Raw genomic sequence first — 14,003 nt, 5'->3', positions numbered from 1 at the left:
GGATTGGGGACTGGGTTCACTATTCGCCGCTCGCTGGTCACTGAAAAACCCAATCCCCAACCAGGCAAAGTATATTAAGAATAAGCACAATCACCGAAAAAGCTCCGAGAAGCCTTGCCCTAAAGGGGTGAGGTCGTTTACAAGGATAAGCTAACTCATAGCGAAATAACTTAGTCTGTTAAAAACCAAATGGTCTGGCCCTTTAAAACAAAAAAAGCCAAGCAAATAGCTCGGATAGAAATCACAGGAGCGATCGCCTCCGAAACCCGTAAACGAGTCCTCAAAGCTCTAAAAGTCGTCGAAGAGAGGAAATATCCCGCTCTACTGTTAAGAATTGACTCTCCTGGTGGTACAGTCGGAGACTCGCAAGAAATTTACTACGCCCTCAAGCGTCTGCGAGAAAAAATCAAAATAGTCGCTAGTTTCGGCAACATCTCCGCCTCTGGAGGAGTTTACATCGGTATGGGGGCAGAACACATCGTCGCCAATCCCGGTACAATTACTGGCAGCATCGGCGTAATTTTGCGAGGAAATAATCTTGAACGTCTCTTAGATAAAATCGGCGTTTCCTTCAAAGTAATCAAATCCGGTCCTTACAAAGACATTCTCGCCTTCGATCGCGATCCCACCCCAGAAGAAATGAACATTCTCCAACAACTGATTGATACAAGTTATCAACAATTCGTCCAAACTGTCGCTGAAGGACGTAATTTAGCTGTAGAAACAGTCAGAAGTTTTGCCGACGGGAGAATTTTTACAGGCGAACAAGCTCTAGAATTAGGAGTTGTCGATCGTTTAGGAACAGAAGAAGATGCTCGTTGTTGGGCAGCAGAACTAGCAGGACTAGACCCAGAAAAAAGTAAATGCGAAACTATTGAAGAGAAAAAGAATCCCCTGATGCGCTTAATCTCGGGTCAAAGCCCAAAAAAATCGGGGATAGAAGCAGCAAGAGATTGGTTAGAATTTGAACTGGCTACAAGTGGTCAACCATTGTGGCTTTATCGACCCTAGGAGGAGAATCTTTGCGGAGGATGCAAGCAGTGGAGTGGAAAGTGCAGGCGATTCGTGGGGCGACGACTGCTGAAGAAAACACAATCGAAGCCATTCGAGAAGCAGTTAGCGAGCTACTCGAAGAAGTGGAGTTACGCAATCAACTCGATCCGGAAGATATTATTAGTGCAGTTTTTACCACTACCCGCGATCTAGATGCGATTTTTCCTGCCGCGATCGCCAGGGAACGTCCTCGTTGGGATAATGTTGCTTTACTCGATGTTCAGCAAATGCACGTTGAGGGTAGCTTAGAGCGTTGTATTAGAATTATGCTCCACGTTAATACCCCAACCCCGAAACTCAAGCTAAATCATCCCTACTTACGCAAAGCTAAAAATCTCCGTCCTGATTGGAGTCTGTCTCAAATCAGTTAGTAGGGGCAATCCCCCCGTGGTTGCCCCTCTTGAGAAAACAAGGAAGAAGGGGAAGAGGGGGGACAAGGAAGAAGGGGAAGACAAGGAAGAAGGGGGGACAAGGGGGAATTAGAGTATGAACTGATAACTGATAACTCCTAACTGTTCACTGTTCACTGAACCCAGTCCCCAATCCCTAATCCCCGATCGCCTGTTTAGATTTTTTCCGATGGAAGCGAATTCCTAGAAAAATATCGTAGACAAAACCACAAAAATCCTTAAATTTGAGCAATCCTAGAGATTGATGACAGCCCTTGCTATCTAATAAAGGTTTAGTCGCGCGGTAAGCCGATTGATACTTATACCAAGGAATTGAAGGCCAAAGATGGTGAATTAAATGATAATTTTGTCCCAGGATGAGTAGATTGAGGATCGCAGAAGCATAAACTCTCGCATTTTTCCAGCGATCGCGCTCTTGAAAAGGGCGGTGTGGTAAATAATCAAAAAATAAACCCAGAGTCAATCCCACCACCAAAGCTGGCACAAACCAATAGTTAACCACATAATCAAAAAAGCCGAACTGCAAAGACAAATAAACAATACCAGCTAAAAACAATCGGCTTAAAAACCATTCCAGTAACTCATATTTCCGCCACAAAGCCCTCTTAAAGAAAAATACTTCGTGATAAAAAAAACGAGGGGCAATCAGCCACAAAGGACCACCAGTGGAAACAAAATGATCCGGATCGTTTTCCGGATCGTTAACGTGGGCATGATGTTGTAAGTGAACCCGCGTAAATACCGGAAAAGCAAATCCCAAAATTAACGCACTACCATGCCCTAAAAGAGCATTAATAATTCGGTTGCGGTGGGCAGCATTATGAGAAGCATCGTGAATTACCGAACCTGATAAATGTAAAGCCAAGACATTCAGCCAAAAGCAGCACCAACTTTGCCAGTTCCAAAGGTAGTAACCGCAGATGGACAATACTATTAGCATCAAAGCTACCAAAAACATTACCACCGTTGGATTCCAACCACCGGGCGGTTTAAGAAAATCTTTGGGAACTGTCATTGGCACTTGAGCCTCTGACATCGTTGTTTTTGCTCCTTACTTACGCTCTATTGGCGTAGTATACGATACATTACGATCTCGATAAAGATTTGTAACATAATCTAATTTAATGGTTTAAGTGGTTTTCAAGTAACTTTTTTATATTTAAACCTTAACCCTTGACAAAACTCTGGTTACTTTGTCCAAAAAAGCCAAAATAAAGTCTAATTAGAGTTAGATATAGTAGCAGGTTGAGGAACATCTGCTGCCAAAAAATTCTCAGCTTTGAGAATTTGATAAAGTTGAGTTTCTGTTTCCAGCAAGCAAGCATGACCGCTATATTTGAGAACAAAAATTCTTGCATCAGGAAGTTTACTAGCTAACCGTTTAGCCTCAGCGATCGAAGGTAAAACCCGATCGGCACCACCAGCAATTAACAACACAGGTTGAGTCAAACGCCGCAAATGATTTTCATCCACGCGGAAATCTTTAAGTAAAGAGATGCGCCATTGTACCGTATGAGGTGGTACAGAACGCATTGCTTCTAACAATTCTCGGCGCTCGCGAGATGCAGTTCGTGCCAAAGTTACAAAAAAAGGTAAAATTGCCAAAGCCGAAAAGCGGTAAAAGCATTCCGGTATTAAACGTAGATATTGCGCCCCCCAACGCAACCAGGGGCGTTGACTGAAAGAAGACGCAGGATTAACGAGAATAATGCGATCGAATAATTTTGGTTCTCGAACCGCTACTTTTAGAGCTAGACAGCCTCCAAAGGACTCACCACACAGATAAACTGAACGTTGTGACTCTTTACCAATTTCTTTTTTAATTAGTTCTACCACTTGAGCCGAAAGAGTATCCCAGTCAGTCAAATCGTCTGAAGGTATCGCCAAACAGCGAATATCGAAAGATTCCTGTAAACTTTCAGTTTGACACCGCAATAATTCACCCGTACCATCCATTCCCGGCAAAAATACGAACAGTGGATAGTGGGGATTAAGATTTTTCGGCGTGAGAAAACAAGGATAACTCTTAAGTTTAGGCATTTTTATCAGTGAAAATTCAACTATCAGGGATTGGTGATTGGGGACTGGTGATTGGGGACTGGTGATTGGGGACTGGGGACTGGTGATTGGGGACTGGTGATTGGGGACTGGTGATTGGGGACTGGTGATTGGGGATTGGGGACTGGGAAACTGTTAACTGTTAACTGTTAACTGGTAACTGGTAACTGGTAACTGGTAACTGGTAACTGATAACTGATAACTGGTAACTGGTAACTGGTAACCGATCAATTGCAACCAACAGCAAGTAATTCAGTAATTTGGGAACGACAATATTTCGTCAAGTGAGTAATCACCTGCTTTGCTTGTTTACCTTGATATTGTTCGCGTTGTGTGGGTGTAATCCAATAAGGATGACCGATAAGAACATTGACGCTTTGGTAAGTTACCATTGGATGCCAACCAGATTGGTCAAAAAGCGGTTCTGAGGGGTCAAATAGGCGTAAGAAACGCAGTGGAACTGCTTTAGTGACATTTTCTTCGTAAGAAGCGATCGCCACTGGTAAAACTGCTAAATTACATACATCAGTCCGGAAAGCTAAGTGAGCAAAGCCACGATGAAACTTACCTACTTTCTCTGGTTGAGTTAGCTTGATCATTGGTTGCGCTCCTTCAGGAAACACTGCAACCCATTCGTGAGATTTGAGTAACTCAGTTGCTTGCTTGAAAAAACTTTGTTGCCGTTGTTCTCGCTCTTCCAAAGGAAAGCAGCCAAGCAGGTGGACAAATTCCCGCATTACTGGAACTTGACCCATATAGTGATGACAAGCAGTGCGAAGCGGATGACCTAATGCTTTCATCAACACGGAGGCATCCATAAAGCTGCGATGATTACTCACTACCACCACAGCCGTATTCTGAGGAATGCGGTTTTCGTGGTAAACAAACATCCGCATTTCCATCGCTGCTAGCAGTAAGTTAGAGATTTGGAGGGGACTATCAGAAGACATTCGTGTTTTTAGTTGGATTCGCAGCAGTGTTGGTCGAGCTAACTAAAACTTAATATTACTTTACTTTACTTGACAAATGTCTTAGGGTAGATAAAGTAAAAAATCTTACTGTAGCAGTTATCAGTACTGAGACATTGACACGATACAATTGGGGGATTTGCGAAACAAGACATTGATCGCCACAAACTTATCCGTAATTTTTCTCTTGAAAATTATCATCGATTCCTTAAGGAAAAATTAATCCACCAGTAGACATACCTAACGCTCGCAATTCCTCCTATACTAATTTGGGGAGTTTGACCAGGGCAATTCTCCTACTAAAATAAAGTCGAAGTTCCTAAATGCTATACTTCTTAATTCGCCAAGACAAATTTTTCTATTTATTAAGACCCATACCTAACCTAGTATGAATAAACATAAATTTGCCTTAACAACACCTTTGTACTACGTTAACGACGTACCTCATATCGGTAGTGCTTATACAACAATGGTGGCAGATGTAGTAGCTCGTTGGCAGCGACTACAAGGTCAGGAAGTATTATTAATCACTGGTACAGACGAACACGGGCAAAAAATCCAGCGTACCGCAGAAGAGTTGGGAGTACCTCCACAAGAACATTGCGATCGCATCGCAGCAAGTTTTGCCGGATTATGGGAGAAACTGAATATTCAATACGATCGCTTCAGCCGCACCACTGCACCTCGTCACGAAGCGATCGTTAAAGAATTTTTTCAGCGTGTTTGGGATCGAGGAGATATCTACCTAGATCGACAAAAAGGCTGGTATTGCGTTGCTTGTGAAGAATTTAAAGAAAAACGAGAACTAATCGACCAAACTTATTGCCAGTTACATCCTAATAAGCAAGTCGAATGGCGCGACGAAGAAAATTACTTCTTCCGCTTATCAAAATATCAACAAGACTTAGAACAACTTTACCAAGAGCGTCCAGACTTTATTCAACCAGAAAGTCGGCGCAACGAAGTCCTAAATTTTGTTAAGCAAGGACTGCAAGATTTTTCTATTTCTCGTCTCAACCTTAATTGGGGTTTTCCTGTACCAACCAATCCCAAACATACAATTTACGTTTGGTTTGATGCTCTCCTAGGTTACGTTACCGCCCTTCTCGAACCCGATAGCGAACCAACTCTAGAAAATGCCTTATCTCAATGGTGGCCGATTAATTTACACTTAATCGGTAAAGATATCTTACGCTTTCACGCCGTTTATTGGCCGGCAATGCTAATATCAGCCGGAATTGAACTGCCCGGACAAGTATTTGGTCATGGTTTTTTGACCAAAGACGGACAGAAAATGGGTAAGAGTCTTGGTAATACTCTCGATCCTGTGGAATTAGTCAATAAATACGGTGCTGATGCAGTACGCTACTATTTCCTCAAAGAGATAGAATTTGGACGAGACGGGGATTTTAACGAAACCCGTTTTGTTGGCGTTCTCAATGCTGACCTCGCCAATGACTTAGGTAATTTACTCAACCGTACTTTAGGCATGGCAAAAAAATATTGTCAAAGTAAGGTACCAGAACTGACAGCATCGGAAATTAGCAGCGACAATATCCTGCAAAAAATAGGTAATGATTTAGGTGAAATCGTTGCCAAAGAATACAACTCTCTGCGCTTTAGTCAAGCTTGTGAAGAAATCTTAAAATTGGTTCGTCTTAGTAACAAATACATCGACGAACAAGCACCCTGGCGTTTATACAAGCAAGGCAATCAGGCAGAAGTAGAACAAATCTTGTATGCAGTATTAGAATCTGTTAGACTAGCAGCTTACCTCCTTTCACCCATCATTCCCAACTTAAGTACTGACATTTATCAACAGTTAGGTTTGGGGATCGACTTCAACAACCAAACTCTCCTTCAACATCAAGCACCCTTTAATCACCACGGAAAATGGGGAATTCTCCCAGCTAGTCAAGCCTTAGAGCAAGCGCAACCAATCTTTACCAAGTTGGAACTACCTGATGAAGAGTATTAGTCATTAAAATAATCAGAACTCCCTGGCGATCGACTAAATTGGTATATAGACTATAGACTGCGACTTGAGTTGGGCTAAAAATCCTTAACTCCTTGGTCTCTAGAAGCTAGTGTCCATTGGTAAAAAGTTCTTAATTTAAGTTTTATGACTTAAATTAAGCTGGATGATTCAGTCCCTACTGAGTCAAAATTTAAAATAGTACAAAACTTAAAAAGCAAATTTTTTTAATAAAAAACGAGGGATCGGAAAAATGTTTGATAACTTTGGAAACGACCCGGTATTTTCCCCAGAACAGGTATTGGAAAACCGAGGTCGCGTTGCTATTTTCATCGATGGCTCAAATTTATTTTATGCAGCCCTACAATTAGGTATCGAAATCGATTACACCAAATTATTGTATCGTCTCACCGCTAAGTCGAGATTGCTGCGATCGTTTTTCTATACAGGTGTTGACCGCACAAATGAAAAGCAACAAGGCTTTCTTTTGTGGATGCGTCGCAATGGTTATCGGGTAATTGCTAAAGATTTAGTTCAGCTACCTGATGGCTCGAAAAAAGCCAATCTGGATGTGGAAATTGCTGTGGATATGATGGCTTTAGTGAAATCTTATGATACGGCGGTTCTGGTTAGCGGCGATGGCGATCTTGCTTATGCTGTTGATGCAGTTAGTTATAGGGGTTCGAGGGTGGAAGTAGTGAGTTTGCGCTCGATGACTAGCGATAGTTTGATTAACGTTGCCGATCGCTATATCGATCTCAACGAAATTAAAGAGGACATCCAAAAAACTACGAAACCTCATGACAATAGCTACCGCAGCTTTTCTAGTGTCAGTATCGAGTATGAAGAAAAACCAAGATAGTTTGCTTTCGATACTGTTGATGTCGTCACTTGAGGAGACAATGGGCGATGTACTTTAGCTTGGCTAAATTATCAAGTAAACTTTGGGCAACTAAAGCAGCAAGTTTCTTTTTAGTCTTCTTGCTGCTGGTAATTACTGCTTGTCAACCAAAAAGTAAAACCGAGCAAAAACTTGAACAAGAAATAACGTCTACTAAAGAAGAAAGTCTGTCTGAAGGGGGATTAGTTTTAGATAATGCTAGTTTAGAACAGGCAGACGAGGAGGGGGATACTCTCTGGAAAATTAAGGCAGAACGAGCAGTTTATGATGAAGACAATAAAATCGCCAAAATCGAGCAGATTGAGGGGTCTTTGTTTCAAGAAGGAGAGGTAGTCTTACAGGTAAGAGCTAATTCAGGAGAAATCGATCGAGAAGGTACAAAAATTTCTTTGCAAAATCAAATAGTTGCCGTCGATCCCCGTAATGGAGCAGTAATTCGCGGTGAGGAAGTTCAATGGTTGCCGAAAGAAGATTTATTAATTGTTAACGATCGATTGAGCGGTAGTAACCAAAAATTTTCAGCATCGGCAAATTCGGGACGATATTTAACTAAAAAGCAACATTTAGAGTTAGTTGGTGACATTGAAGCAACAGCGAAGGAACTATCACTTAAAATGAAGTCGGATCGACTCACTTGGCTGGTGAAAGATGAACGGGTTGTTGGTTCTAGTCCAATTCAAATCGATCGTTTTCAAGAAGCAACAATAACTGACCGTGTTGTTGCTGATAATTCTGAGGTTGATTTGAATACTAAAATCGTGCAGTTACGCAATAATGTAGAGCTAAAATCAATTGAAACTGGTGAAAAGGCTCAACCATTACAAATTGCTACTAATTCAGCTATTTGGAATCTAGATGCAGAAACTGTGATGGCAGATAAACCTCTGCGAATTGTTTATCCTACGGAAAAAATTACTCTTACCGCTAATCGAGGTTTAGTGGATTTGAAACAAGAAGTCGCTCGTTTGAGTGATGGTGTTGAAGGAGTGAGTACCGATAATCAGGCTAATCTGGTTGCGAGTCAGCTTACTTGGGATATACCTACTCAAAGAATTCAAGCGATGGGTAATGTCTTTTATCGACAAGCAGATCCGCCGTTTAGTGTTTCTGGTCCAAGGGCTATAGGTAAGCTTCAGGATCAAAGTATCGTGGTTAGCGGTGGGAATACTGGTACTAGAGTTGTTACAGAAATTATTCCAGAAGAAAGGTGATTGATTGGGGATTGGGGACTGGGGACTGGGGATTGGGGTTATCAGTGAACAGTTATCAGTAGTGAACAGTTTATCCCCCTTGTCCCCCTTGTCCCCCTTGTCTCCCTTGTCTCCCTTGTCTCCCCCTCTTTCCAGTCTCCCAATCCCCAATCCCCAGTCCCCAATCCCTCATTCTTCTTGAGAGATCAGATTGCGAGAGGGGTCGCCGAAAAATTCTGGTTTGGAAGTAACGGCGGTTTGAGTGAGTGGTACAACTTTCCATTCTTGGGCGAGACTTTGTAAAAGTTGGTCTTGTTGGGCGCGAAATTCTAGGAGTGAACCACCTTGATTGAGGATAGCAAACCAAATTTGACCGCGATCGCCTGTCGGCATTACTCCCACTAGAGCGCTCACTGCATTGAGGGTTCCTGTTTTGACGGCTGTGCCATTGGGGATTTTACGGGCAACCATTGTGCCTTTTTTGTCTCTACCAGCAACGGGAAAAAGGTCGGTAACTTGTATCGGTTGAGATTTCAATTTGTTGTCAATCGCAATGAGCATGGCTACTGAAGCGCGAGGAGAAATGCGGTTCTCTACTCCCAAACCAGAACCATTAATTAACTGAATTTCATTTTCTGGTACGTCAGCAGCTTGAGCGGCTAACTGAGAGACAATCTTCGCACCCCCAAGCAGATCGGCTAACATTTGCGCCATATGATTGTTACTGTAGACATTCATCTGCTTGAGAATTTGTGTCAAATCCATCGACTGATGACGCAAAAGTAACTTAGCATTTTCGGGAAAATTTTCTTGTACTTTAATTGAACCAGCGATCGCCACTTGAGGACGAGGAGTTTCTTTCGGCATCAAAGCGTGTTGAATAATTATTCCCCGATTCCAGGTAGCCGAATTTAAGCCTTGACGTAGCTGTTGCGCGGCGATCTGGGGCTTACTTTCATAGTTCATGTAAAAATCAGGAGTAACGATCAAATTCCCCGTCACCTTGCGGATACCCATTTTATTCAAAGCATTACCAAGCGCGATCGCTTCTTCCCAAACAAACAAAGGATCGCCACTACCGCTAACAATCAAATCTCCCTGTAAAACACCATTTTTAATTTCTCCCGTCCCATAAATACCAGTTTCAAAGCGATGTTCGGGACTCCACTTCTCCAAAGAAGCCAGCGTAGTCGCAATTTTCGTAATCGAAGCCGCCGAAATTGGTACTGTTCCTTGATGAGTTGCTAACTTAGTTAAACCTGACTGTATCCAAATCCCCTGATTTTCCGCAGGTAATCCCTTGGCGGATAGATCCTTTAAATATTGTTGCAAAATCTTGTCTGTGGCTGGATCTGGTTCAGGAGGTAAAGTAAACACAGCAGCATTCTGCCAGTTAGAAAGCTGGATAGTTTCTAAATTAGCTGGTTGTCCTAGAACCTTTAATGACAAACCTACTAAACTAAAAGCAATTCCTTCGAGCATGACTAATTTCCTCCACCGGGCTTAATTTTAAATAGCAGAGTGACCTAATGACAACCGATCCCATTGGGGATTGGTGATTGGGGACTGGGGACTGGGGACTGGGGACTGGGGGAAGACAAGGGAGAGGGGGAGGATAAACTGATAACTGATAACTGATAACTGATAACTGCTCACTGATAACTGCTCACTGTTCACTGAACCCAATACCTAATCCCCAGACTACTGACTTTTTTAGACTGACAAGTGACTAATAAGTAATGTTGAGTTTCTTGCGTCTGGTAAAATCTTTAAGGCTTCTATCTATTTGATCAATGGGATCGACTCGCGCAAAAATTGCAGTTGACGCTATGGGAGGAGACTATGCTCCCGCCGAAATCGTTGCTGGAGCGCTCAGAGCCTCCGAAGAGCTTGATGTAGAGGTTTTGTTGGTGGGCGATCCTCAACAGATCGAATCCTCACTCAAGCAGCACACCAGTTCTCATCAGTTAGAAATCGTTCCGGCTGAGGGTTTAATTGCGATGCACGAAGAGCCTTTAACGGGCATTCGACGCAAGCCCAAGGCTTCGATTAACGTAGCAATGGATTTAGTCAAGCAGAAACGGGCAGAAGCGGTAGTTTCCGCAGGTCACTCGGGTGCTGCTATGGCGGCGGCATTGCTTCGTTTAGGTCGGATTACAGGAATTGACCGTCCGGCAATTGGTGCGGTATTTCCTACCTTACTAGCAGGTAAATCCGTCATCGTTCTTGATGTCGGGGCTAATGTTGACTGTCGTCCGAAATTTTTGGAACAGTTTGCTCTGATGGGAACGGTTTACAGTAAGTACGTTATGGGTGTTGAGGAACCGAAAGTAGGTTTACTCAATATTGGGGAGGAAGCTTCTAAAGGCAATGACCTAGCGCTCCGCACGTACCAGCTACTAGAAGAAAATGACCAAATTCCTTTTATTGGCAATGCCGAGGGTAGGGATATGCTTTCGGGTAACTTTGACGTGATTGTCTGCGACGGTTTCGTAGGTAATGTGGTACTAAAGTTTGCTGAAGCAATTGGGGATGTTCTCTTGCAAATTTTGCGGGAAGAATTGCCTCAAGGTATTCGGGGTCAGCTAGGTAGTGCTTTGCTGAAACCGAATTTACGGCGGCTGAAGCAACGAATTGACCACGCAGAACACGGAGGTGGCTTGCTTTTGGGTGTTGCAGGAGTTTGTATTATCAGCCACGGCTCTTCTCAAGCTCCAACCATTTATAATGCTATCCGCCTGGCGAAAGAAGCGATAGATAATCGGGTACTAGAACGCATTCAGTCTTATTATGACGGGCTTAGTGCCTCAAAAACTGCCCAATCTGGTCAATAGTTACCTGATGGTTAGAGTGGGAGGCAATTGGCATCTTAAAGCATCGCCGCAGCCGTTACAAGTTAATGGCAGTAAGGCTGCGGCAACTAAACTAGTTTCGATAAAATCCAAATTGCGGTCATTATTTCCAAAGTAGCTCACAGAGCAAGGGAGAAAAGCTTTGAAACATATAGGGGCGGGCATAGCGATCGCCGGAATTGGTTCGGCGACGGGTAATTTAATTGTTGATAATCACCTTCTCAGCCAAATTGTGGAAACGAACGATGAGTGGATTTCTACTCGGACTGGGATTAAAGAAAGACGCTTGGTAAATAGCGATGGCTGCGCCGACCTTGCGGTAAGCTCGTTGGCGGAAATTGCTGCTCAAGCGGCGCAGGCGGCTTTGGCAATGGCGGAAATTTCGGCAACAGATGTGGATTTGATTATTCTGACTACTTCGACGCCAGATGATTTGTTTGGTAGTGCCTGTCAAATTCAAGCTTTAATTGGCGCTAAAGGGGCGGTTGCTTTCGATCTGACAGCCGCTTGTTCTGGGTTTGTTTTTGGCTTGGTGACAGCCGCTCAATTTATTCGTACGGGGGTGTATCGGAATGTTTTACTCATCGGAGCGGATATTCTTTCTCGTTGGGTGGATTGGTCCGATCGCTCTACTTGCGTTTTGTTTGGTGATGGTGCTGGGGCAGTTGTTTTACAAGCTAATTCGGTAGATCGTTTACTCGGTTTTGAACTGCGTAGCGATGGTAGCCAAAATAATTGTCTAAACTTGGCTTACAAATCACAACCTAAGTCTCTTGTCAAGGATATTGCGGTTGGTTCTGGTGGTTATCAGTCAATTACCATGAATGGGCGAGAAGTTTACCGTTTTGCGGTGGCTAAGGTACCAGAAGTAATTGAAAAAGCTCTGTATCGGGCTAATCTTTTGACTGAGGATGTGGATTGGTTACTTTTGCATCAAGCTAATCAAAGGATTATGGATGCAGTTGCTCAACGCCTCAAGCTACCGCCAGAAAAAATAATTAGTAATCTAGCTAAATATGGCAATACCTCTGCCGCTTCTATTCCCCTAGCCCTTGATGAGGCAGTCCGTGCAGGTAAAATTCAATCGGGAGATATCATCGCTACTTCCGGTTTTGGGGCTGGTTTGACTTGGGGGGCGGCGATCTTACGCTGGGGTAAATAGGATCTCGCACCAACATTTTTTTAGCAAAAATAATTAGAAACGACAGATAAGAAATTACAAATGACCAAAACAGCATGGGTATTTCCCGGACAGGGTTCGCAAACAGCAGGTATGGGAGGAGATTTAATCGATATTCCGGCTGTTAAACGTAAATTTGACCTAGCCGAGCAAATTTTAGGTTGGTCTGTGGATGGGGTTTGCCAAAGTGATTCAGATAAATTATCTCGTACTCTCTATACCCAGCCTTGTCTTTATGTAGTTGAATGCGCGATCTCCGATCTTTTGCGCGAAAATGGACAACTACCCGATTTGGTGGCTGGTCATAGTTTGGGTGAGTATGTTGCTCTTTATACGGCTCAGGTGTACGATTTTGAGCCAGGGCTGCTTTTGGTTAAGCGTCGTGCTGAATTGATGGCTGCTGCTGCTGGTGGCAAAATGGTCGCTTTGGTTGGCTTCGATCGCGAAAAATTACAACAAGCTATTGACAATACCGATGGTGTTGTGCTAGCCAATGACAACAGCGAGACACAAGTAGTAATTTCTGGTACGCCAGAAGCAGTAGATGCAGTAGTTGAGCAGGTGAAAACTAAGCGTGCTGTAGCTTTGAAGGTTTCAGGTGCTTTTCATTCACCTCTGATGGCAGCAGCAGCCGCCGAATTTGAAACAGAACTAGAGTCTGTGGCTTTTCAAGATGCTCAGATGCCTGTAATCTCTAATGTGGAGCCAGTGCCGACTGTGAAGGCGGCTGAGTTGAAAACTCGCTTGGTGCGACAAATGACGGGTTCGGTACGCTGGCGCGAAATTATGCAGCGTTTGGCAGCAGAAGGCATCGAACAAGTTTTAGAAGTTGGTCCGGGAAAAGTATTGACAGGATTGCTAAAACGTGCATATAAAGAAATAGAATTGAAAAATGTTACAAATATAACAGACGTGAAAAACTGTTTAAGTCCTTAGTTGAATAGCGATCGCGACCAATTACGTTTACTATTAGGAAAATTTGGAGGTAGATAGCTGATGCCTGTCAATGACCAAATAAGTAATTTTGCGGATCTGGGTGTAGTGGGTGCTACCCCAACATCGCGAAACGAGAATTTAGCGATCGCACAACCAAACGATTTCTTTAGCTTCACACTAAACGAAAATAGCTTATTCAATTTAAGTTTAACTGGTTTAAGTGACGCTGCTGGCATAGAAATTATCGCTGATAGCAACGATAATAGCATAATCGATTCTGACGAGATCCTCGATACTAGACAAACCGATATCGGTGAGGATCTCGAACTAAATCTTTCCCTAACACCAGAAAGTTATTTTATCAACGTTTTTTCCCCTAATAACGACAGCGAAACTAATTACAATCTATCTGTATCAGCTACTGCACAAAATAACACTGCACCAACAACAATTGGAATTGAAAATCTCAATTTAGCCACC

12 protein-coding genes and 1 pseudogene are annotated in these 14,003 nt (G+C 43.1%); 9 read left to right on the top strand and 4 right to left on the bottom strand.

Annotated elements, in window-relative coordinates; all coding sequences use genetic code 11:
• Positions 1-189: 189 nt before the first annotated feature.
• Positions 190-1,011 (top strand): signal peptide peptidase SppA, encoded by an 822-nt coding sequence (gene sppA / locus G3T18_RS23020; RefSeq protein WP_224412936.1) that lies wholly within the window; start codon positions 190-192, stop codon positions 1,009-1,011.
• A 29-nt stretch (positions 1,012-1,040) separates the two neighbouring features.
• Positions 1,041-1,424, top strand: coding sequence for a chorismate mutase (aroH, locus tag G3T18_RS23015; RefSeq protein ID WP_224413062.1), 384 nt, complete (start codon positions 1,041-1,043; stop codon positions 1,422-1,424).
• A 175-nt stretch (positions 1,425-1,599) separates the two neighbouring features.
• On the opposite strand, the gene crtR is transcribed toward aroH, so the two are convergent.
• The 3 genes from crtR to G3T18_RS23000 all read right to left on the bottom strand — a co-directional run bounded on the left by crtR (position 1,600) and on the right by G3T18_RS23000 (position 4,471).
• Positions 1,600-2,499 (bottom strand): beta-carotene hydroxylase, encoded by a 900-nt coding sequence (crtR, locus tag G3T18_RS23010; protein WP_224412935.1) that lies wholly within the window; start codon positions 2,497-2,499, stop codon positions 1,600-1,602.
• 182 nt (positions 2,500-2,681) lie between these two features.
• Positions 2,682-3,503, bottom strand: a complete 822-nt coding sequence (locus G3T18_RS23005) for an alpha/beta fold hydrolase (protein ID WP_224412934.1) — start codon at positions 3,501-3,503, stop codon at positions 2,682-2,684.
• A gap of 245 nt (positions 3,504-3,748) precedes the next feature.
• A complete protein-coding gene (locus G3T18_RS23000) occupies positions 3,749-4,471 on the bottom strand; it encodes a lysophospholipid acyltransferase family protein (protein ID WP_224412933.1) in 723 nt (240 codons plus the stop codon).
• A gap of 406 nt (positions 4,472-4,877) precedes the next feature.
• On the opposite strand from G3T18_RS23000, the gene metG reads away from it, so the two are divergent.
• The 3 genes from metG to lptC all read left to right on the top strand — a co-directional run bounded on the left by metG (position 4,878) and on the right by lptC (position 8,576).
• A complete protein-coding gene (gene metG, locus G3T18_RS22995) occupies positions 4,878-6,467 on the top strand; it encodes a methionine--tRNA ligase (protein ID WP_224412932.1) in 1,590 nt (529 codons plus the stop codon).
• A 250-nt stretch (positions 6,468-6,717) separates the two neighbouring features.
• A complete protein-coding gene (locus G3T18_RS22990; protein WP_224412931.1) occupies positions 6,718-7,326 on the top strand; it encodes a LabA-like NYN domain-containing protein in 609 nt (202 codons plus the stop codon).
• 47 nt (positions 7,327-7,373) lie between these two features.
• The gene (lptC, locus tag G3T18_RS22985) at positions 7,374-8,576 is read left to right on the top strand and encodes an LPS export ABC transporter periplasmic protein LptC (protein ID WP_224412930.1); all 1,203 of its coding nucleotides are present in this window, start codon (positions 7,374-7,376) and stop codon (positions 8,574-8,576) included.
• Positions 8,577-8,744: 168 nt separating this feature from the next.
• Here lptC and G3T18_RS22980 read toward each other — a convergent pair whose 3' ends face one another.
• The gene (locus G3T18_RS22980) at positions 8,745-10,037 is read right to left on the bottom strand and encodes a D-alanyl-D-alanine carboxypeptidase (protein ID WP_224412929.1); all 1,293 of its coding nucleotides are present in this window, start codon (positions 10,035-10,037) and stop codon (positions 8,745-8,747) included.
• 311 nt (positions 10,038-10,348) lie between these two features.
• Here G3T18_RS22980 and plsX point away from each other — a divergent pair, with 311 nt between their 5' ends.
• The 4 genes and pseudogenes from plsX to G3T18_RS22960 all read left to right on the top strand — a co-directional run.
• Positions 10,349-11,389, top strand: coding sequence for a phosphate acyltransferase PlsX (gene plsX, locus G3T18_RS22975; protein ID WP_224412928.1), 1,041 nt, complete (start codon positions 10,349-10,351; stop codon positions 11,387-11,389).
• A gap of 160 nt (positions 11,390-11,549) precedes the next feature.
• On the top strand, positions 11,550-12,569 hold the full coding sequence (locus G3T18_RS22970; RefSeq protein ID WP_263480552.1) for a beta-ketoacyl-ACP synthase III: 1,020 nt from the start codon (positions 11,550-11,552) through the stop codon (positions 12,567-12,569).
• A 60-nt stretch (positions 12,570-12,629) separates the two neighbouring features.
• The gene (gene fabD, locus G3T18_RS22965; RefSeq protein ID WP_224412927.1) at positions 12,630-13,523 is read left to right on the top strand and encodes an ACP S-malonyltransferase; all 894 of its coding nucleotides are present in this window, start codon (positions 12,630-12,632) and stop codon (positions 13,521-13,523) included.
• A 60-nt stretch (positions 13,524-13,583) separates the two neighbouring features.
• Positions 13,584-14,003 (top strand): annotated as a pseudogene (locus tag G3T18_RS22960) (hypothetical protein); the annotation flags it as partial.

The organism is Oscillatoria salina IIICB1, assembly GCF_020144665.1.
In the GTDB taxonomy this organism is placed as follows: domain Bacteria; phylum Cyanobacteriota; class Cyanobacteriia; order Cyanobacteriales; family SIO1D9; genus IIICB1.
The sequence above is the reverse complement of the archived record's forward strand: the minus strand, read 5'-3'. Positions and strand labels throughout refer to the sequence as shown.

Coding starts and splice junctions, on each gene's coding strand:
- sppA (WP_224412936.1), top strand. CDS start 190: ATGGTCTGGCCCTTTAAAACAAAAAAAGCCAAGCAAATAGCTCGGATA.
- crtR (WP_224412935.1), bottom strand. CDS start 2,499: ATGTCAGAGGCTCAAGTGCCAATGACAGTTCCCAAAGATTTTCTTAAA.
- G3T18_RS23005 (WP_224412934.1), bottom strand. CDS start 3,503: ATGCCTAAACTTAAGAGTTATCCTTGTTTTCTCACGCCGAAAAATCTT.
- G3T18_RS23000 (WP_224412933.1), bottom strand. CDS start 4,471: ATGTCTTCTGATAGTCCCCTCCAAATCTCTAACTTACTGCTAGCAGCG.
- metG (WP_224412932.1), top strand. CDS start 4,878: ATGAATAAACATAAATTTGCCTTAACAACACCTTTGTACTACGTTAAC.
- G3T18_RS22990 (WP_224412931.1), top strand. CDS start 6,718: ATGTTTGATAACTTTGGAAACGACCCGGTATTTTCCCCAGAACAGGTA.
- lptC (WP_224412930.1), top strand. CDS start 7,374: ATGTACTTTAGCTTGGCTAAATTATCAAGTAAACTTTGGGCAACTAAA.
- G3T18_RS22980 (WP_224412929.1), bottom strand. CDS start 10,037: ATGCTCGAAGGAATTGCTTTTAGTTTAGTAGGTTTGTCATTAAAGGTT.
- plsX (WP_224412928.1), top strand. CDS start 10,349: ATGGGATCGACTCGCGCAAAAATTGCAGTTGACGCTATGGGAGGAGAC.
- fabD (WP_224412927.1), top strand. CDS start 12,630: ATGACCAAAACAGCATGGGTATTTCCCGGACAGGGTTCGCAAACAGCA.